General features: G+C 48.1%; 18 protein-coding genes. All 18 read left to right on the plus strand.

All coding sequences use genetic code 11. The annotated features are described in order from the left end of the window. The first annotated feature begins 41 nt into the window (after nt 1-41). The 18 genes from ASD40_RS12100 to rsgA all read left to right on the plus strand — a co-directional run bounded on the left by ASD40_RS12100 (nt 42) and on the right by rsgA (nt 21172). The gene (locus ASD40_RS12100; protein WP_057303539.1) at nt 42-1646 is read left to right on the plus strand and encodes a spore germination protein; all 1605 of its coding nucleotides are present in this window, start codon (nt 42-44) and stop codon (nt 1644-1646) included. Beyond that, nucleotides 1642-2853 (plus strand): Ger(x)C family spore germination protein, encoded by a 1212-nt coding sequence (locus ASD40_RS12105; protein ID WP_063870771.1) that lies wholly within the window; start codon nt 1642-1644, stop codon nt 2851-2853. The genes ASD40_RS12100 and ASD40_RS12105 overlap by 5 nt, the downstream gene beginning before the upstream one ends. Before the next feature lie 254 nt (nt 2854-3107). Next, nucleotides 3108-4205, plus strand: a complete 1098-nt coding sequence (locus ASD40_RS12115) for a GerAB/ArcD/ProY family transporter (protein WP_057303542.1) — start codon at nt 3108-3110, stop codon at nt 4203-4205. A 107-nt stretch (nt 4206-4312) separates the two neighbouring features. Then, nucleotides 4313-5143: a diaminopimelate epimerase gene (gene dapF / locus ASD40_RS12120; RefSeq protein WP_057303543.1), complete on the plus strand. Its 831-nt coding sequence runs from the start codon at nt 4313-4315 to the stop codon at nt 5141-5143. 34 nt (nt 5144-5177) lie between these two features. Next, on the plus strand, nt 5178-7052 hold the full coding sequence (locus ASD40_RS12125; protein ID WP_057303544.1) for a bifunctional homocysteine S-methyltransferase/methylenetetrahydrofolate reductase: 1875 nt from the start codon (nt 5178-5180) through the stop codon (nt 7050-7052). A 14-nt stretch (nt 7053-7066) separates the two neighbouring features. Then, on the plus strand, nt 7067-7966 hold the full coding sequence (locus tag ASD40_RS12130; RefSeq protein ID WP_321166549.1) for a YicC/YloC family endoribonuclease: 900 nt from the start codon (nt 7067-7069) through the stop codon (nt 7964-7966). Between the two features lie 33 nt (nt 7967-7999). Next, nucleotides 8000-8260 (plus strand): extracellular matrix/biofilm regulator RemA, encoded by a 261-nt coding sequence (gene remA, locus ASD40_RS12135; RefSeq protein ID WP_009672664.1) that lies wholly within the window; start codon nt 8000-8002, stop codon nt 8258-8260. Beyond that, nucleotides 8250-8888, plus strand: a complete 639-nt coding sequence (gene gmk / locus ASD40_RS12140; RefSeq protein ID WP_057303546.1) for a guanylate kinase — start codon at nt 8250-8252, stop codon at nt 8886-8888. The genes remA and gmk overlap by 11 nt, the downstream gene beginning before the upstream one ends. Further along, entirely contained in the window at nt 8889-9116 is a 228-nt protein-coding gene (gene rpoZ / locus ASD40_RS12145) for a DNA-directed RNA polymerase subunit omega (protein ID WP_056833077.1), read from the plus strand. A gap of 68 nt (nt 9117-9184) precedes the next feature. Next, entirely contained in the window at nt 9185-10405 is a 1221-nt protein-coding gene (gene coaBC, locus ASD40_RS12150) for a bifunctional phosphopantothenoylcysteine decarboxylase/phosphopantothenate--cysteine ligase CoaBC (protein WP_057303547.1), read from the plus strand. Continuing rightward, on the plus strand, nt 10405-12918 hold the full coding sequence (gene priA, locus ASD40_RS12155; RefSeq protein WP_057303548.1) for a primosomal protein N': 2514 nt from the start codon (nt 10405-10407) through the stop codon (nt 12916-12918). The genes coaBC and priA overlap by 1 nt, the downstream gene beginning before the upstream one ends. Before the next feature lie 41 nt (nt 12919-12959). After that, nucleotides 12960-13442, plus strand: a complete 483-nt coding sequence (gene def / locus ASD40_RS12160; protein ID WP_057303549.1) for a peptide deformylase — start codon at nt 12960-12962, stop codon at nt 13440-13442. Then, on the plus strand, nt 13439-14416 hold the full coding sequence (gene fmt / locus ASD40_RS12165) for a methionyl-tRNA formyltransferase (RefSeq protein ID WP_057303550.1): 978 nt from the start codon (nt 13439-13441) through the stop codon (nt 14414-14416). Before def ends, fmt begins: the two co-directional genes overlap by 4 nt. Nucleotides 14417-14535: 119 nt before the next feature. Then, complete coding sequence (rsmB, locus tag ASD40_RS12170; protein ID WP_082562194.1) at nt 14536-15993, plus strand: 16S rRNA (cytosine(967)-C(5))-methyltransferase RsmB; 1458 nt, start codon at nt 14536-14538, stop codon at nt 15991-15993. Nucleotides 15994-16290: 297 nt separating this feature from the next. Continuing rightward, entirely contained in the window at nt 16291-17358 is a 1068-nt protein-coding gene (gene rlmN / locus ASD40_RS12175) for a 23S rRNA (adenine(2503)-C(2))-methyltransferase RlmN (RefSeq protein ID WP_029197747.1), read from the plus strand. 15 nt (nt 17359-17373) lie between these two features. After that, on the plus strand, nt 17374-18138 hold the full coding sequence (locus tag ASD40_RS12180) for a Stp1/IreP family PP2C-type Ser/Thr phosphatase (protein WP_057303551.1): 765 nt from the start codon (nt 17374-17376) through the stop codon (nt 18136-18138). Further along, complete coding sequence (pknB, locus tag ASD40_RS12185) at nt 18135-20243, plus strand: Stk1 family PASTA domain-containing Ser/Thr kinase (protein ID WP_057303552.1); 2109 nt, start codon at nt 18135-18137, stop codon at nt 20241-20243. Before ASD40_RS12180 ends, pknB begins: the two co-directional genes overlap by 4 nt. Next, complete coding sequence (rsgA, locus tag ASD40_RS12190; RefSeq protein WP_057303553.1) at nt 20243-21172, plus strand: ribosome small subunit-dependent GTPase A; 930 nt, start codon at nt 20243-20245, stop codon at nt 21170-21172. Before pknB ends, rsgA begins: the two co-directional genes overlap by 1 nt. Nucleotide 21173: the final 1 nt, after the last annotated feature.

Consider the following 21173-nt stretch of genomic DNA (forward strand, 5'->3'; position numbering starts at 1 on the left):
TGGTGAAATTATGTACAAGCATGGAGGGAGTGTATCACATCATGGGAATTATTAAATTTTTATCTACAAAGTTCAGAATAAGTGTGCCAACCCATCACAAACAAAAACAAAGTGATGATGATTCACTGCGTTTAAAAAAGAATCTTAAGGAAAACATTCAAAGGATCAAACAAACTTTCGGAAACAGCGAGGATATCGTGGTTAGAGAATGGCGTACCGAAGGTTCTAATGCTATCGAAGTAGCCGTCATCTATGCCGATGGACTAGCCGATGTTAAATTAATTAATCAATTTATTATTGAACCCCTGATGTCCTTAGATCGGTACCCACATTTCTCGGGTTTACAATCACCAGCAGGTAATTATTTAGATGAATTTAAACAGCTGCTGCTGCCCGTCGGCAGTATTCAAGAAGGGTTAAACCTAGATATGCTGCTGTCAGGCATTTTGAGTGGTGAAACCGTTCTCCTATGCCAGGGCTTTGATCAGGGTTTACTAATTGCTTCAAAAGGCTGGGAAGACCGCCCTATCCAGGAGCCGACCTCCCAAACGGTGATACGCGGTCCCAAGGATGGATTCACTGAAAATATAATAACCAATATCGCTTTAGTTCGGCGAAAGATTAAGGATCCTAACCTTTGGATACAGGGATTTAATGTCGGTCGTATCACCAAAACAAGCGTTTCTATCGTCTATGTGAATGGCATTGCAAAGGACCACGTCGTGCAGGAGGTTCGTGACAGAATTGGACGTATTCAAATTGATGGTATCTTGGAAAGCGGCTATATCGAAGAGCTGATTCAGGATAGGAGATTTACACTTTTCCCCACGATCTATAACACTGAAAGACCGGATGTGATTGCGGCCGGACTTTTGGAGGGGCGTATTGCCATTCTTGTGGACGGCACACCGTTTGTTCTCTTGGTTCCAGCTATATTTCCACAATTTTTTCAGTCGGCGGAAGATTATTATCAGCGTTCCGATATTTCTACTCTATTACGTCTTTTGCGGTATTCAGCATTACTGATTGCCTTGCTGGGACCACCCTTATACATTGCGATTACAACGTTTCATCATGACATGCTGCCTCCTCGATTATTGATTAGTCTTTCAGCTCAGCGGGAAGGAATTCCATTTCCTGCTTTTTTTGAAGCTTTAATTATGGAATTAACCTTCGAACTTTTGCGTGAGGCTGGAGTCCGGTTACCTAGAGCAGTTGGACAGTCGATCTCCATTGTTGGCGCGCTGGTCATTGGTCAAGCAGCCGTACAAGCCGGAATCGTATCGGCGGCCATGGTGATCGTTGTCTCCATCACGGCGATTGCGAGTTTTACAATTCCTGCCTACAACATGGCTATTGCCATTCGAATTTTACGATTCGGGATCATGGGTCTGGCGGCTTCCTTCGGTTTGTTCGGAATCATTGCAGGGATCATTGCGATCGTCCAACATCTCTGTCATTTAAATTCCTTTGGAGTTCCCTACATGTCTCCATACGCTCCTGTTGTTACTGAAGATTTAAAAGATGGGGGATTGCGTGTTCCTTGGTGGAAAATGAACTCTCGCCCTTCGACTGCGAGTAAATTAAACCAAATTCGTCAGAGTCACTCATCTACAACGGACCCTGACCCCGAAGGGAGAGATTAATACGAAAAGAAGGTTTTATGGAACGTTTGTTACTCTCATTTGCTTGGTACTTATATCCGGGTGTTGGAATCGTCGCGAGCTGAATGATCTCGCAGTTTCCGTTGCAATTGGCGTGGATAAGAGTGGGAAGCAAATTATGCTTTCCAACCAGATTCTGAACACGGGAGCCATTTCGGGTAAAGAAGGAGGATCTTCTTCCCTCGCTCCGGTCACTTTGTTTCGAGAAAAGGGTGACGGATTTCAGGAGGCGGCAAGAAGAATGACAACACGAAGCACAAGGAAAATATATGTTGGACAGTTGCAGATCCTTATTTTCGGAGAAAAATTTGCAAAGGAGGGCGTGGGTAGAGCGCTGGATCACATCTCAAGAGATCATGAATATCGCAAAGACTTTTATGTCGTCATTGCTCGGGGAGTTGAGGCGCAAGATATTCTTAAAGTGTTGACCCCGTTGGAAAAAACGCCGGCTACGAAAATGAATGCTTCTCTTGAAGTCTCATCGAAAGCATGGGGAGCTACGGCAGATGTAAAAATTGATGAATTTACTTCCAATATCATCAGTAAAGGAAAGGAAGCCGTGTTGAGCGGAATTACGTTAATGGGTGATCCTCAAACAGGCAATGATAGAGGAAATGTAGAAAAAATTTTTTCGCCTGCCCGACTCAAATACATGGGGATAGCTGTTTTCAAAAAAGATAAACTCTTAGGTTGGTTAAACGAGGAGGAAAGCATGGGATATAATTATACCCAGGGGAAGGTGAAAAGTACTGCGGTACTTTTGACTTGTCCTAATGAAGAGAGCCACATGTCGGTGGAGGTACTACGTACCAAGAATGATACGAAAGTTATCATGAAAAACGGTAAGCCCTCCATAAAGTTGAAAATAAAAGCGGAAGGCGTTGTAACCGACGTTCAATGTCCTATAGACTTAACGAAGCCGTCATCCATTTTACAAATTGAACAGTTAACCCAAAATAAAATTAAGGCTTCTATTTTATCTGTGATAAAAACGGTACAAACCCAATATAAGTCTGATATCTTCGGCTTTGGAGAAGAAGTTGAACGCAGCTACCCCAAATATTGGGAAGGGGCGAAGAATAATTGGGAAGATATCATGTCTACGATGAAAGTAGATGTTCAAATCGAAATGAAAATCAAGCAAATGTTTAAAACATCGAAATCGTTTTACGAAAGAATGGGGGAGTAATATCCATTGTGGCGTGTAGCTGCGTTTTTGGCGATTAGTATCATGATGATAGTCATTGAAGTGCCTTCACTTATAAAAAGAAAAAAACGGAAGGAGCTATGGACTTTTTCTATCTTGCTTTTTGTTGGGATTGTACTAGGTATAACAGTGAGTTTGGGCGTAGAAGTCCGGTCGCCTTTAGAGTTGATTAAGATCATTTACGGACCCATCAGCAAAGGCGAATAGGATACGATGAAAGCGAGATTGTGAACCCAATGTTGGAAAACGAAACCATTCAAGCGAATCAATTTAAAAAAATGGTGTCCATTTTCATAATCGGTACCTCTATCATATTACTTCCGACGATTCTTGCTTCAGAAGCTAAACAAGATGCATGGATTTCCGCTCTTGTCGGAATGATAGCCGGACTTTTACTGGTATGGATCTACAACGCGTTAGGCCGACTTTATCCCGGCAGGAGCTTGGTGGAAATGAGTCGAGAAATTCTTGGGTCTTGGCTAGGTACAAGTGTTTCTTTGTTGATGTTTTTTTTCGCTTTCATTTTAACGTCTCTCGCCTTGCGAAATCTCGGTGATTTTCTAACCTCTTCCATGATGCCTGAAACACCGATTCAAGCGATACATATCGTGTACCTGTGTATTGTAGTTACCGGTGTTCGTTATGGCGTTTCCAACATCGCCCGTACCGCGGACCTCTTTTATCCATGGATTCTTATTCTTTTTGTTATCTTCGTCATTTTGCTCATCCCAGATTTTGAATTCAAACATCTACAACCCGTTTTGGGAAAAGGCATACAGCCTGTCTTTAAGGCTGCTTATCCATACATCGCTTTTCCTTTTTTGGAACTTGTTCTATTTCTGATGCTTTTTCCGCTTGTGAAGCAACCCAAGGAAGCAGGAAGAGCATTTTTAAAGGGAACGATCATCGGGGGTATCATTTTGTTTGTGATTACTTTGCTCTGTATGTTAGTTTTGGGAGCGGAGAACACAGCCAGCAATCTTTATGCAAGCTTTGAATTAGCTAAAAAAATAAAAATAACTGAAATCATTCAAAGAGTTGAGGTTATCATTGCCGCAATTTGGTTTATAACTATCTTTCTAAAGCTAATTATTTGTTTTTATGTCTTAGTTTCCAGTCTTTCACAGACTTTGAAACTCTCGGAGTATCGATCGCTGGCACTGCCTATGGGAATGATACTCTATTCCGTATCCATCATCATTTCACCCAATATTAGTTACCTTATCTCATTCGATTCAAAGTTCTGGCCGTTGTTTGCCTTTACATTTGGACTTGTCTTACCGTTATTACTTCTAAGTATTGCAGTAATCAAAAGGAGAATGCAGGTATCATGAGTGCTGCAAACCCGATTCTATTGAGCTTTTGTGTCAAAAAGACTATGCATCTTTGAGCTTTTACGCTATGATAATGGCTAAACCGCATACTGGGAGTGCTATTAACAATGAATTTTACAAAAATGCATGGTCTAGGCAACGATTTTATCGTAATAGCTGGTGAGAAAGAACTTCCTGCTGATGCAGATCAGCGTGCGATCCAGCTGTGCAATCGTTTCTTTAGTATTGGAGCCGATGGCATCGTCTATATTCTTCCTTCTGACAATGCTGATTTCAAAATGCGCATTATGAACTCCGACGGATCTGAAGCCGAGCAATGCGGGAATGCCATCCGCTGCGTTTCTAAATATGTTTACGATCATAAGCTAATTGATAAAACGGAGATTACCGTTGAAACACTTGGCGCAGGCGTACAAAAGGTGCAATTAAATGTACAAGATGGCAAAGTTCGGACTGTTCGCGTAGATATGGGTCAACCAATCCTGAACGGCCTTCAAGTCCCAACAACGGTCGATGAAGCTAAAGTTATCAATTACCCGATTGAAGTTGACGGGAAAGAGTTTCGTTTTACAGCTGTTTCAATGGGGAACCCCCACTGTGTCATTTATGTGGAGGATGCTGTGAATTTCGATCTTGCTACATGGGGGCCGAAGCTAGAAGTGCATCCGATGTTCCCTCGTAAAATAAATGTCGAATTCGCTACAGTGATAAATCGTGCTTACACGGATATGCGCGTTTGGGAACGAGGAGCAGGTCCTACACTTGCTTGCGGAACTGGCGCTTGTGCAACGCTTGTATCCTCCGTGTTAAACGGTTTAACGGACCGCGAAGCGACTGTTTCTCTCAAAGGCGGAGAGTTGTTTATCGAATGGAATGAAGCGGACAACCACGTTTATATGACCGGACCTGCGGAAGAAGTGTTTACGGGCACGGTTTAAGTTAATTACATTTTTAGTAGGTGGGGAATTTATCATGAAATTGGATCTTCGTACGGCGCTGCAGCGAGACATTTTGGTCGGTGACGGCGCTATGGGGACTTATTTATATCAGATGGGATTTCCTGTCGGCATTTCTTATGAAGAATTGAATTTGCTTAGGCCGGAAACGGTTGCTGACGTGCACCGCCGTTATTTTGAGGCAGGTGCGCGTCTTATTGAAACGAATACATTCTCGGCTAATCGCGAAAAATTATCCAAGTACGGACTAGAAGGCGATGTTGAAGCCATTAACCGCGCAGGTGTTGAGTTAGCCAGAAAAGCGGTTGGTGACGAAGCGTATGTCGTTGGAGCTATTGGATCTATTCGTGCAGGCAAGCGCAAAAACGTTCGTACGACAGATGTTGAGGAATCACTCCGCGAGCAGATTGGCATTTTACTGGATTCGCCAGTGGACGGGCTATTGCTTGAGACCTTCTATGACTTGGAAGAACTGCAGCTCGCGCTGCGTATCATTCGCAGCATGAGTGATCTGCCTGTCATTTGTCAGTTCGCTAACGAAGGCACTGGCAGCACACAGGACGGCATTCCGCTGCAAGAAGCGTTCCAGCGGTTGCGCGACGACGGGGCTGACGTCATCGGCTTCAACTGCCGCGTCGGCCCGAATGGGATTCTCCGTTCGATGGAGAAGCTAACTCCCATCGCCGGCATCCCGTTCTCCGCGTTCCCGAACGCGGGGCTGCCTGACTACGTCGACGGTCACTACACCTATGCGGCGACGCCTCAGTACTTCGCCGAGAGCGCGCTGCGCTTCGCTGACCTCGGCGCTCGCATCATTGGCGGCTGCTGCGGCACCACGCCGGAGCATATCGCCGCCGTCGCAAAGGCGCTGCATGGCTACGTCCCGGCAGCGCCTGGTACGATGCCCTCCGCGCGAGCTGTGCGCGTGAGCGAGCCCGCCCCGGCGAAGCCTGCGCCGCCGGCAGGCAAACCATCGCTGCTCGAAATCGTGAAGCAGCGCAAAACCGTCATCGTCGAGTTAGATCCCCCTCGGGATCTCGACATCGAGAAATTTATGCAGGGGTCCAAAGCCCTGCAGGATGCGCATGTCGACGCCATTACGATGGCCGACAATTCACTGGCCGTGACGCGCATGAGCAATCTGGCTCTCGGTTACCTCGTGCAGGAACGCTTAAGCGCGCGTCCGCTGATCCACATCGCGTGCCGCGACCGCAACATGATTGGGACGCAGTCCCATCTGATGGGTCTTCACGCGCTGGGCATTGACCACGTGCTGGCCGTGACCGGCGATCCCGCCAAATTCGGCGACCTCCCTGGGTCCAGCTCCGTTTACGATCTGACCTCATTCGAGATCATTCGGATGATTAAGCAGCTTAACGAAGGTATTGCCTTCTCAGGGAAACCGCTAAAGCAGAAGGCCAACTTCGTTGTAGGGGCTGCTTTTAATCCGAATGTGAAGCATCTGGATAAAGCGGTTCAGCGCTTGGAACGCAAAATTGAGGCAGGCGCCGACTACATCATGACGCAGCCCGTCTACGACGCCAAGCTGATTGAACAAATTTATGAAGCGACTAAGCATTTAAATATACCGATTTTTATAGGTATTGCTCCGCTAGCTAGCGGAGGGAACGCTGAATATCTGCACAATGAAGTTCCAGGTATTCGGTTGTCTGATGAAGTGAGGGAACGCATGAGTGGACTCAAGGGTCCAGAAGGGCGCGCAATGGGTGTTGAGATTGCCAAAGAGCTGCTGGATGCAGCAATGCCTTTCTTTAATGGCATCTATCTGATGACCCCTTTTCTAGCCTATGAGATGTGCGTAGACCTTACGAAGTATGTATGGGAAAAGTCGAATCGGCATGATTTCCACTTGTACCCACTTTCAAAATGAATTAAAATAGGGTAATGGATGTGATTAGAATGATTTGCAGTATGACCGGATTCGGACAAGCGAATCGTTCTTTTGCGGGATACAACGTGTTTATCGATGTGAAATCGGTCAATCATAGGTATAGTGAAGTGTCGATTCGATTGCCGAAGGAATGGGCGGCTTTTGAAGACGCTTTGAAGAAAACGGTGCTGCAAGCGGTGAAGAGAGGACGGGTAGACGTCTTCATCACGGCGGAACGTGAAACGGCTTCCCCGAAGAGCGTAACGGTTAACTTTGCTTTGGCAGATGCTTATTTGCAGGCTGCTGAGCTGTTGAAGGAGCGCTATGGGTATACCGAGCAGGTCGAGCTCAAAGATTTATTGAAACTTCCGGATCTCATTCAGATGAAGGAGTCGCGTAAGGAACCTGATGAAGAGATTGAACAGGAACTATGCGCCTGCTTGCAGGAGGCCGTTGCCAGATTATCCGACATGCGGCTGCGGGAAGGAGCGTTTCTGGAGCAAGATATTCGCGAGCGCTTGGCGGAACTGAAGCGAATCCATGTCGAATTGGTAGCTTTAGCACCTCAGGTGGTTCAAGACTATGCGGCTAAGATGACGAATAGAATTCAGTCACTTCTTCAGGAACAAACGCCTGTGGATGAGCAGCGCCTAGCGACAGAAATTGCGATATTCGCAGACCGTTCGAATGTGGATGAGGAATTAACTCGACTGAAAAGTCATTTTGAGCAATGTGATCAATTGCTTACAGAGAAAGAGCCTGTTGGACGAAAGTTGGATTTCTTGATTCAAGAAATGAATCGAGAAGTGAACACGATCGGATCCAAGTCCAATCACTCGGAGCCTACGGCTAGAGTGATCACGATGAAAGCAGAGCTTGAGAAGATGCGCGAACAAATACAGAATATCGAGTGAAGCGGCATGGAGCTTCGCGAGGAGGAAGTCGTAATGGCTATCAAATTAATTAATATCGGGTTCGGCAACATCGTATCGGCGAACCGCATTATCTCGATCGTAAGTCCGGAATCGGCTCCGATCAAGAGGATCATTCAAGAAGCGCGTGATCGTCACATGCTGATTGACGCTACATATGGTAGAAGAACCCGTGCCGTTATTATCACTGACAGCGACCATGTGATTTTATCGGCAGTACAACCAGAGACGGTAGCGCATAGACTTTCCAACAAGGACGATGATCATGACGAGTAATACGAATACCCTTGAGCGTGAGAGAGGCATTCTGATTGTTTTATCCGGTCCTTCCGGTGTCGGCAAGGGAACCGTTTGCGCCGCGCTGCGCAAGTGTTCACCGGATATCGTGTACTCGGTATCGGCCACAACCCGTTCTCCTAGACAAGGGGAAGTGGATGGTGTGAACTATTTCTTCAAAACTCGGGAGCAATTTCAACAGATGATCGAAACGGATGAAGTGTTGGAATGGGCCGAATACGTAGGTAATTTCTACGGCACCCCGAGACGTTTTGTTGAGGAAACGCTGCGCTCCGGTCAAGATGTCATCTTGGAAATCGAAGTGCAGGGTGCTCTGCAAGTTAAACAAAAGTTTTCCGAAGGTGTTTTCATTTTCTTGCTGCCGCCTTCCCTAGATGAGCTTGAGAATCGCATTGTAACGCGTGGTACGGAAACGGATGAAGTTATTCGCAGCCGCATGTCAGTGGCTATGGACGAAATTCGCTTGATGGAGCACTATGACTATGCGATTGTGAATGACCATGTAGAAACGGCTTGTTCCAAAATACAAGCGATTCTCTTAGCAGAACATTGCAAAAAAGATCGGATGTATCCAAAAATCGTACAATGGATGGATGAGGTGAATTGAATGCTATACCCTTCAATTGATAAACTGCTTGATATCGTGGATAGCAAGTATTCACTAGTTGTAGCTGCTTCCAAAAGAGCAAGATCTTTGCGTGATGGCGCTAAATCAAATTTGAAAGGCCAAAAGGCCCACAAACATGTTGGTGTTGCGTTAGAAGAACTTTACGGCAACTATATCGGTTATGAGAAACTTGAGACGACAGAGACAGAGAAATATCAGAAGAAATAAATTGGTTTACCCAACAACCCTAGTGGTTGTTATTTTTTTCTCAAATTGTGCGTAGAAAGGGGATACCTATGAGTGTACTTCATGGCAAAACGATTGTGCTCGGCGTATGCGGAGGCATTGCCGCTTATAAGGCTGCTGCGTTAACGAGTAAACTGACACAAGCTGGTGCAATTGTGCGTGTTATCATGACCAAATCAGCTGTTCAATTTGTAGCGCCGTTAACGTTTCAAACGTTGTCTCGTCATCATGTTTTTGTGGATACCTTTGATGAGAAAGACCCTTCGGTTGTATCGCATATCAACTTAGCGGATAGTGCTGATCTCGTGCTTGTTGCGCCTGCAACGGCGAATATGATTGGCAAGATAGCGCTCGGACTTGGCGATGATATGCTCAGTACGACACTGCTTGCAACCATGGCACCGATATGGGTAGCGCCTGCGATGAACGTGCATATGTATGCGAATCCAGCAGTACAGCATAATATGCAGACACTATTGAGCCGTGGCGTGCGTTTTATCGAGCCGGGAGAAGGGCAATTGGCTTGCGGTTACGTTGGAAAAGGAAGGCTTGCTGAACCTGAGGAGATTCTTGCTGCGATTAAGCAGCATTTTAAGGGGGAGCCTAGGCGCTTAGAAGGACAACGTGTCCTTGTGACTGCCGGAGGCACCGTTGAACGCATTGATCCGGTACGGTACATTACGAATGACTCTTCCGGCAAAATGGGCTACGCTATCGCTGAAGAAGCGGTGCGTATGGGAGCCAAGGTGACGTTGATATCAGGGCCATCCGCTTTATGCGCGCCTGATGGCGTTCAGCTAATCAATGTTCAGTCTGCTTTGGATATGAGAGAGGCAGTGCTAGCTCAGTTGGATGAAAGTAACCTTATTATCAAGGCCGCTGCGGTGGCTGATTACCGTCCAGCCGTTGTTTCCGAGCAAAAGATCAAAAAGAAATCGGACTCACTAACGCTGGAATTGATTAAAAATCCGGATATTTTACAGGAAATAGGTACGCTCAAAAAGCATCAGTTCGTCATCGGGTTTGCTGCGGAGACGGAGCGTTTGGACGAGCATGCGATGGACAAGCTAAACCGTAAAAACTGTGATCTCATCGTTGGCAATGATGTGTCACAGGAAGGTGCGGGCTTTAGCGGAGATACGAATGTGGTGCGGTTTTATGATCGTAATGGGCTCGTAGAGGCCCTGCCAATACAGAGTAAGAAAGATGTGGCACGTAGACTGCTAGAGCTTGCGGCGGATCGTATGCATACCGCAGCGGGGGAATCCTGATGTACGCCAAAGTCATTGTCGATGTCCCAGCGAAACAAACGAACCGGGCATTCGATTATGAAGTACCCGCATCCCTGAGCAAATGGGTTGAAGTGGGCAGTCGCGTTGGCGTGCCTTTCGGCCCTCGGGTGCTGCAAGGCTTTGTCGTCGAACTGCATGAGGAAACGCAGGTGGATGTGACTCGCATTAAGCCGATTCAGAACGTCCTGGACTTGGTTCCTCCGCTCACGGAGGAACTTGTGAGTCTGGGGCGGTGGGTCAGCCGCATGTACTTATGCCATGAAGTTACGGCTCTCCAGGCGATGCTGCCTGCTGCGCTTAAAGCGAAATATGAACGTGCGATTGGGGTCGGAGAGGAGTCTGGCGAGCAATCGCTGCTGGACATGTCGGATCTCCAAGAGATAGTTAGTTTCGTAAAGTCCAAAGGCTCAGTCTCGATGGATGCTTTGATGGAGCGTTTTGCAAGTGACGGTGCCCTCATTAAACAACTGCTGAGCGCAGGTATCCTAACAGAAGTACAAGTGGTCAAAGACCGAATGAATACCAAAAAGGCATTGACCGTTTTCCCTCCAGCTGGAGGCAGTGGATTGGAAGAGGCTTTGGCCGAGCTACCCGCCAGAGCTAACAAACAGCAGGATGTGCTGCGTTACTTGATGGAGCATCCACACGCGATTCGACTTACGGAGCTGATGGAAACAGTGGAGGTCGGCGCTAGCACGGTCAAAAGCTTGGCGGATCGCGGGTGGATTGAACTGCGCGAGGTCGAAGTGATGCGCGACCCCTATGCGGGTCGGGCTTTCACGCGGACGAAGCCGCTTCCCTTAACGGAAGAACAGAGCAGTGTCTTCGCGGAAATACGGGATGCTGTAGCGGAAGAACGGAATGAGGTATTTCTGCTGCATGGGGTTACGGGTAGCGGTAAAACCGAAGTGTATTTACAATCCATTCAGCAGTGCTTGGACATGGATAAAGAAGCGATTGTACTTGTTCCTGAAATATCTCTGACGCCACAAATGGTAGAACGATTTAAAGGGCGGTTTGGCGATTTGGTCGCCGTCCTGCACAGTCGGTTATCGAATGGCGAACGGTACGACGAATGGCGTAAAATTATGCGCAAGCAAGTGAAGGTTGTAATCGGCGCTCGTTCGGCGATTTTTGCTCCTTTTACGAGAATTGGCCTTATTATCATTGATGAAGAGCACGAATCTTCTTATAAGCAGGAGGAAAGCCCAAAATATCACACCCGCGATGTGGCGGTTCAAAGAGCGAAGCAACAAAACGCCGTCGTTGTGCTCGGTTCCGCAACTCCTTCTCTTGAAAGTATCGAGAAGACAAGGCGACGCCGCGACAGGGATAAACCTCCCTTTCGGTTGTTGACGATGCGGGAGCGCGTGGCCAGCCGACCGATGCCCCCAGTAGCTATTGTCGATATGCGTGAGGAGCTAAAAAACGGAAATCGCTCTATGTTCAGCCGCTCCTTGTATAAAGCGATCGAAGATCGGTTACAAAAGAAAGAACAGATTGTTTTACTGCTGAATCGGCGCGGGTATGCGACGTTCGTTATGTGCCGTACATGCGGCTTCGTCTCGCAATGTCCGCATTGTGATATTTCACTTACCTATCATCAAAGCTCGCGCATGCTGCGCTGTCATTATTGCGGCTATGCGGAGCGAGAGGTTACGCAGTGTCCTAGCTGCCAGTCGGAGCATATTCGTCATTTTGGTACAGGAACACAGCGTGTTGAAGAGGAGCTTAGTAAGATTTTCCCCGGGATTCGGGTCATTCGCATGGATGTCGATACCACGACGGAGAAAGGGTCACATGAAAAATGGCTGACGATGTTTCGCGAGAAGCAGGCGGATGTGCTGCTTGGCACGCAGATGGTAGCAAAAGGGCTGGATTTTCCCGACGTGACCTTAGTGGGGGTTATCGCAGCGGATACGGTGCTTAATCTGCCGGATTTCCGTTCAGCGGAGCGGACTTTCCAGTTGTTAACACAGGTTGCAGGCCGGGCGGGTCGTCATGAAAAGCAAGGGGAAGTGTTCGTCCAGACATACACGCCCGAACATTATAGTGTGCAATATGCAAGCAAGCACGATTATATTGCTTTTGCGAACCATGAGCTTGATATACGAGCAAATTTAGGCTATCCGCCTTATCAACGATTGATTCTGGTTACTTTCTCGCATGAGCAGGTTCCGCTCTTGGTACGTTCTGCGGAGGCTTTTGTAACGAGATTGAAAGAGATTGCCCATACGTATCGGGCCCAGCAGGTTGATTTGTTTACGAACACGTTGCCCGCAGATCAATCGTTTCAAATGGACGTGTTAGGACCTGTTGCGTCGCCGATTTCACGAATCAAAGATAGATATCGATTCCAATGCGTGGTAAAATATCGGGGGGAAGATCAGGCTGCAGAGATCGTTGCTAAAGCAGTGGCTTGGTTTGAAGAGCGCTCAGCGAAAGAAAAGCTGCTGATTAGCGTGGATGTTGACCCGCAATATTTGATGTAATGAACCCCAAATAGAGAAGACTTCAAAGGTAGGTGCACATTATGGCTATTCGTATTATTGTTAAAGATCCAGATCCAGTGCTGCGTGAGAAAGCCGTCACGGTTACAAAATTTAATTCCAATCTGCATAAACTTCTGAATGATATGGCAGACACGATGTATGAAGCGGAGGGCGTGGGTCTTGCTGCTCCGCAAATCGGTATTCTTAAACGCGTAATCGTCATGGATTGCGGAGAAGAACATGGCGGATTGATTGAAATGGTAAATCCTGAGGTAGTCACTTCCAGCGGCGAACAATTGGGGCCGGAAGGCTGCTTAAGTATTCCCGGACTTCGCGGCGATGTACTTCGCCCACTCCATGTTACAGCCAAAGGTCAAGATCGTGATGGAAATCCGATTGAAGTGACGGGCACGGATTTGCTGGCTCGCTGTATTTTCCATGAAATTGATCACTTAAACGGTGTTCTGTTTACGGATCTTGCAACCAAAACGTATACGGCTGAAGAAGAGGAAGATTCCGAGTGAACATTATTTTCATGGGCACGCCGGATTTCGCAGTACCCTCCTTGCGCCTGCTCTTGGAGGAAGGCTATAACGTAACGTCGGTTGTCACACAGCCGGATCGGCCGAAAGGACGCAAGCGCGTTCTGACACCGCCTCCGGTTAAGGTGGAAGCAGAAAAGCATGGGATTCCGGTGCTTCAGCCGGAGAAATTGCGTCAAGCGGATTCGGTTGAGCTTTTGAGACAATTAAAACCGGATTTGATTGTGACAGCCGCTTACGGACAGATCTTGCCCAAAGCGGTTTTGGACTTGCCGGAGTACGGGTGTATAAACATCCATGCTTCGCTGCTGCCCAAATATCGAGGCGGAGCGCCGATTCATCACGCTGTAATTCGGGGTGAATCCGTAACTGGCGTTACGATTATGTACATGGCCGTAGGTCTTGATACTGGCGATATGATTTCAAAGGTGGAGCTTCCGATCGAAGATACGGATACGACGGGTTCATTATTTGAAAAGCTAAGTATTGCCGGTGCTGATCTACTTAAGCGTACATTGCCGGATTTACTGGCAGGACGTATCCAGGCTATTGCTCAAAATGAGGCAGATGCCATTTATTCTCCGAATATCCGCAGGGAGGATGAGTTGATCGATTGGTCGCGTTCTGCCGCCCAGCTTTGGAATCAAGTACGCGGCTTAAACCCATTCCCCGGCGCTTACACCCTCTGGAATGGGGAAGTTATGAAAATATGGGCTAGCGCGAATCCGAAAAGTTCTTCGGAGCCAAGAAGCCGAAGCTTCTCCGAAATCAGCGGAGACGCACCTGTTCCTGGAACTGTACTTGGCAGTAGTGAGCAGGGCATTGAAGTGATGACGGGTGAAGGTACGCTGTGGTTGACCGAGATCCAACCTTCAGGCAAAAAGGCGATGCCCGTGTCAGAGTTCGTACGAGGTGTGCAAATCCCTGCTGGTACGGTATTCGGACAGAGTAACTAAAGCAACCAAGGATAAACGACTCCTTCGTCCCTTTGGGGCGAACGCGTTTGTCAAGGTTGATGCGAAGCTAAAGTATACAACTTATACTTTCTATTCAACTTAAAAATGAGGTATTCGATTTGTCAACGCAAAAACCAAATCGTCCGCAAAACGGACTAATAAAGCCGCAGGGGGCCGGCAAGCCCTCTGCTCCAAAATCATCCTCAGGCGCTGCGAAGAGCAGCGCTGTTAAGCATTCTGCCCGTGATGCGGCGCTGGATGTGTTGATTCGGGTTGAAGAAAATCAATCGTACAGCAATTTGCTGCTGAATCAGGTATTGCAAAAGCATGCTCTTGAACGGGCAGATGCGGGACTGGCGACGGAGCTTGTTTATGGGACCATCGGACGGAAAAATACGATCGATTTCTTTTTGGAGCGTTTCGTCAGCAAAGGGCTCGCGAAGCTCGAGCCCTGGGTGAGATGCTTGCTGCGGCTGAGCTTCTATCAGCTGCATTATTTGGACCGCATTCCCGACCATGCGGTCGTGAGCGAAGCGGTCAATATCGCGAAGCGCCGAGGCCACCAAGGCATCTCGGGCATGGTCAACGGCGTGCTGCGCGCAGTCATCCGCAGCAAAGCCGAGCTCACTTTGCCGGCTGCGCTCGGCGACGTGAAGCGCATCGCGCTGAGCCATTCCCATCCGGAATGGCTCGTGCGCCGATGGATTCGTCAGCTGGGTGCCGAGCTGACGGAACAGATCTGTGCGGCGAACAATGAGCCGCCGCACGTCAGCATTCGCGCGAATGCGAGGCGCCGCAGCCGCTTGGAGCTGCTGGAGCAGCTCCAAGGCAGCGGCCTCAGCGCGGAAGCGTCAGAGCTGGCCCCGGCCGGCATCCTTGTGCAGGGGGCCGGGAACATGGCCTTAGTCCCCGGCTTCCAGCATGGGGACTTCTCGATTCAAGACGAGAGCTCGATGCTCGTCGCCGAAGCTCTGGATCCGCGTCCAGGCATGACAGTGCTGGACTGCTGCGCCGCCCCTGGCGGCAAGACCGCGCACATCGCCGAGAAAATGGACGATGTGGGCAAGATCTGGGCTTGTGATCTGCACGAGCACAAGCAGAAGCTGATCGCAGATCAAGCGGAGCGGCTGGGACTGTCGTCGATCCAGACGCTGGTGATGGATGCTGCGAAGCTGGACGAACATTTTGCGGCGGAGTCATTTGACCGCATCCTGCTCGATGCGCCCTGCTCGGGCCTAGGGGTCATTCGCCGCAAGCCCGACCTTAAGTGGGCGAAGCAGGAGGCGGAGATTGACGCGATTAGCGAGCTGCAGCATGCTATTCTGAGCAAAGTGCATAGGCTGCTCAAGCCAGGCGGCGTGCTGGTCTACAGTACGTGCACGATTGAGCAGGCGGAGAACGCGGGCATGGTTGAGCGCTTCCTCGCTGAGCATAGCGAGTTTGAGCTGGCGCCGCTGCCGGCGGATGTTTTCGCAAGCATTGACCCTGCGGCTGCCGCAGCCGGTATGGTGCAAATCCTGCCGCAGCAGTTCCATTCCGACGGGTTCTTCATCGCACGGCTGCGCAAACGTGTATAGCTTGTCGGCTGTAGGCTGACAACGGTTCTTTTCGTTTAACTATAAGTCTGATTTCATTAAATCAACTGTACTTTTTACAGTTCATTGCCTCAAAAAGGGCTAAGTATTCGATTTAGCTGCGCTTTTTGCAGGTAATGCTCTGGGTGGTCTGGGTTGGTTTTGACGGTTACTCAGCCACGTAAATGCCTATCGTCCGCAGCTGCTTGCTCACGGGGATGTGTGTTCGTTCCCGCTTTGTGATAAAATAACATACGATTAGCAAAAAATCAGGACAAATAACAACAGGTTGTGATAAATGTGGGAAATAAGCCTTATGAGAAAGATAAACCGTTTGTATATGATTTGAATTGGGATGAATGGCAAAGCTGGGTGAAAGAGAACGGCGAGTCCTCTTTTCGTGCCGGGCAAATTTTCGATTGGCTTTATATTAAGCGGGTATTCAGCTTCGATGAGATGTCGAACTTGCCGAAGTCGCTGCGTGACAAACTGAAGGATCAGTTTGAGTTCGTTACGCTTTCCGAAATTGCCAAGTATCAGTCGCAGGACGGTACGGTCAAGTTTTTATTTGAATTGGAAGACAAGAATGCCATTGAAACAGTTGTCATGAAGCACAACTACGGCAACAGTATTTGCGTAACAACGCAAGTAGGGTGCCGGGTAGGGTGTACATTTTGTGCATCTACGTTGGGCGGTTTGAAGCGGGATTTGAGACCGGGTGAGATTGTGGCCCAAGTTGTTAAAGCCCAGAAATTGCTGGATGAGACAGAGGAACGAATCTCTTCCATCGTCATTATGGGTATTGGCGAGCCTTTTGAAAATTATGAAGCGACAATGAATTTCCTTCGTGTCATGATTCACCCGAAAGGCCTGAACATTGGACAACGTCATATCACGGTATCGACGAGTGGGATTGTGCCGAACATTTACAAATTCGCTGATGAGAATTTGCAAGTCAATCTGGCGATATCTATTCATGCGCCGAATGATACGCTCAGATCCAAGCTGATGCCTGTCAATCGTAGATTCCCATTCGTAGATTTAATTGAAGCGTGTAAGTATTACATTGCCAAAACCGGCAGACGAATTACGTTTGAATATGCCCTTATGGGGGAAGTGAATGACCAGCCTGAACATGCTGAGGAACTAGCGCAAGTGCTGAAGGATATGCCGCTTAGCCACGTGAACCTGATTCCAGTGAATTTCGTGGCCGAACGGGATTTCAAGCGTACACCTAGGGATGATATCTTCACCTTCCAGCGTATTCTTGAGAAGGGCAAAATTAATGCCACCATACGTCGTGAACAAGGCAGTGACATTGCTGCTGCCTGCGGACAACTGCGTGCGAAGCATATGGAGAACAAGTAATGAGGTGAAATCCGGATGAAGATGGTAAGCCGTACCGATATTGGCAAAGTCCGTTTAGTAAATGAGGACCGAGCCGCCATCCATCATGATCTCAATGGCCTATCTTTGGCTATTGTGGCTGATGGCATGGGGGGACATCAAGCTGGCGATATCGCCAGCCAAATGGCCATCGAAATGATTGCAGATCAACTGCAATCGATCCATTGGGGAATGTCTGTGGAAGCTTGTAAGCAAGTGCTGAAGGAAGCCATTGAAAAGGCGAATGAGAAAATTTATGAATTCGCCTCAGGGCAAGAAAGTTATCATGGTATGGGCACGACGGTTGTTGCCATTATTGCTTCGCAAGAGCTTCTTATTATTGGACATATCGGTGACAGTCGCGCTTACAAGATCACCGGTGAATCGATCACACAACTAACGGAAGATCATTCTTTGGTGTATGAGCTTGTGAAGAACGGGCAGATTACCCTCGAAGAGGCCGATCATCACCCTAGACGTAACTGGATCACTCGCGCACTCGGCACAGAGCCGGGCGTAGAGGTAGATCTCTATGAGTACGCGTGGCGCCCGGGGGATATTGTTCTGATCTGTACGGATGGTTTAAGCGGATTGGTGGATTCCGGCGACATTTTACGAATTGTCAAATCGTATGAACGTATCGAAGATGCAGCGGAACAGTTGATTCAAAGCGCGCTTGATGAAGGCGGAGACGATAATGTAACGGTCGTTTTACTTGCGCACGATCATGATTCGGACGAAAAAAGGGGTGATGGGAATTGATCGGTAGAAAGCTTGGAGGCCGCTATGAAATCTTAGATCGCATTGGCGGAGGCGGCATGGCTTTAGTCTACAAAGGGCATGATCTATTATTAAATCGTAAAGTGGCTGTGAAAGTACTGCGCCAGCAGTATGTGCACGATGAAGAATTCATTCGTCGTTTCCGTAGAGAAGCTCAAGCAGCCGCTTCACTTTCTCATCCTAATGTCGTCAGTATTTATGACGTCGGACAAGAAGAAGACGTGCATTATATTGTGATGGAATACATAGAAGGCACGACCTTGAATGATGTCATCAAAGAGAGAGCGCCGCTGCAGGTCGAAGATGCGGTTCACTACGCGAGTCAGATTGCAGATGCGCTCGATCACGCCCACCACAATGAAATCATTCATCGGGATATCAAACCGCACAATATTTTGATCGGCAAAAACGGCCGTGTTAAAGTGACGGATTTCGGTATCGCACGGGCTGCCACGTCTTCGACCATAACGCAAACCGGATCTGTCGTCGGTTCTGTGCACTATTTCTCACCGGAACATGCCAAAGGGACGAATACAGGGGAGAAATCCGATTTGTATTCTTTGGGTATTGTGATGTATCAAATGCTGACAGCTCGCCTGCCTTTTCTCGGTGAGAGCCCGATTTCTGTAGCTTTGAAGCATTTGCAGGAAGATGTGGAAGAACCGCGTAAGGTGAATCCTCTCATTCCGCAAAGCGTGGAAAACATTATTTTGAGAGCCATGCGCAAAAAGCCTGAAGAACGCTATCAATCAGCGAAGCTAATGATGGCAGATCTCGATACCTGTTTGAATCCGGATCGCCGGAATGAAGCGAAGGTAGCTTTCTGGGATGCGGATGGGATGGACGAAGAGCGTACCTTAGTGATGCCTGCGATTCGCGCCGACCAACTCGGACAGTTCGAGGATGATGATGAGCCCGAGAAACCTGCCTGGCGGGAAGAGCCTGCTCCTCCCAAAGGGAAAGGGTGGATTAAGCCGCTCATTTGGATCGTCGTTTTGTTAATGGTGCTCGGTGCTATGTGGTATATGGTCGGGTACGTGAAAGGGATGTTTGCCATTGAAACCGTCGAGGTTCCCAATGTGGCAGGTAAACCGTTGATTCAAGCTCAAGCTGAATTGACGGCAGTTAAATTAGGCTCCACGGTTGAATATGATATAGACAGCAAGCTGGCTAAAGACATTGTCATTCGTCAAGATCCTACGGGGATGAGAATGAATGTGGGCACCAAAGTGACGCTGTATGTTAGTAAGGGTACGCCCAAAATCAAGATGGATAATTATGCAGGGCAACCATTTAAGGATGTTAAGCTGAAGCTGCAAGCCCTCGGCATCAAGGATGAGCAGATTACGATTACACAAGAGACGAATGATGGTGCTCCAGATTTGATTTTGAAACAATCCCCTTTGGCTGGCGAAGAGTTTGAGCTTGACAAAGCGGTCATTGCTTTTACCGTAAGCAAAGCCAAGGAAACGTTCAAAATGCCGGATCTCGTCGGAATGACGGAAGCAGAAGCTAAAGCCCAACTCACAAAGCTGAATCTTAAGCTCCCTGTGAATGGCGTTACCCGTGAGAAAAGCTACAAAGTCGCGAAAGGGAAGGTTGTTAAACAGTTTCCTTTTGAAAAAAACCAGGATGTATCCGTTGGCTCTGAGATTTCTTTGATCATTAGCGACGGATTGCCGGAGGATGCTGGACAGCTTACGGTAAGTATTGCTGTTAAGCCGACGACGGAGGGCAAAGATTCCGAGTTCAAAATTGTCGTAAGCGATGCCCAGTACGAGAACTTCGAGTACAAAACAGAAAAAGTATCGAAGCCTCAGAATATGGATGTCAAAGTCATTGTTTCTCCAGATAAGAAAGCTGTCATCTTGATTAAAGAAGGAGATAACTTGGTCAACTCCATTACTCGCACCTATCAAGACTACTTGGATCAAAAAAATGGGAAGACCGTATCACCTAGTCCCTCCACGTCACCATCGCCAACGCCTAAACAGCAAAGCAATGGACCGGCTATTCCGGTTGGCGGCACTGGAAATGGGCAAACAGGCGGCACTGTCGCTAAACCACCTGCTGGAGGCACACCGTAATGCCGCAAGGATATATCGTAAAAGCGCTGAGCGGCTATTATTACGTGTTGCCTGAGGAGGCCGATCTCCGGGAAGCCAAGACGGTTACTTGCCGCGGAAGAGGCGTTTTCAAAAACAGAAACATAACCCCCCTTGTAGGAGATCGCGTTATGTACGCGGAAACGGAGAATGGGGAAGGGACCGTTACGGAAATCCTTCCCCGTACTTCGGAGCTCATACGACCTCCAATCGCCAATGTAAACGTGGTTGTGCTCGTTTTTTCGGTGACAGAGCCTGTTCTCAATTTGCAGTTGTTAGATAAATTTCTCGTTCATATTGAAAATACGGGCATTGATGTTTTGTTATGTTTCACGAAAAGTGATTTATTAACAGAAGATGATGAATCTTCCGTTCCCAAAGAAATGACCGTTGCTGAGTTGGAGCGGATTACGAAGCTCTATGAGGGAATCGGTTATACGGTAGTGAAGACGAGTTCTAAGCTGCAGGAAGGCGTGGAAGCGATTCTGCATCATTTGGACGGAGCCGTCAGTGTTTTTGCTGGACAATCTGGTGTGGGTAAGTCTTCCTTGCTTAATGCGATGATTAGTGGTCTTAATCTGGAAACGAATGCCATTTCTCAGAGGTTAGGCAGAGGAAAGCATACAACACGTCATGTTGAGCTGATGCCACTCACGAATGGCGGCCTTGTAGCCGATACGCCGGGATTCAGCCAGTTAGACTTTATGGAAGTCGAAGCGGAGGGTCTTAGCAGCTGCTTTAAGGAATTTGCCGCGATAGCGGAGGGCTGTAGGTTTAGAGGCTGTTTGCACCTGCATGAGCCGGATTGCAAGGTTCGTGATGCGGTAGCCGAGGGGACGATTGCAGCTTCTCGTTATGATCATTACTTATTGTTTTTAACTGAAATCAAGGATCGGAAGAGGAGGTATTAGG

This window comes from Paenibacillus sp. Root444D2 (assembly GCF_001426375.1).
Taxonomy (GTDB): Bacteria; Bacillota; Bacilli; order Paenibacillales; family NBRC-103111; genus Paenibacillus_E.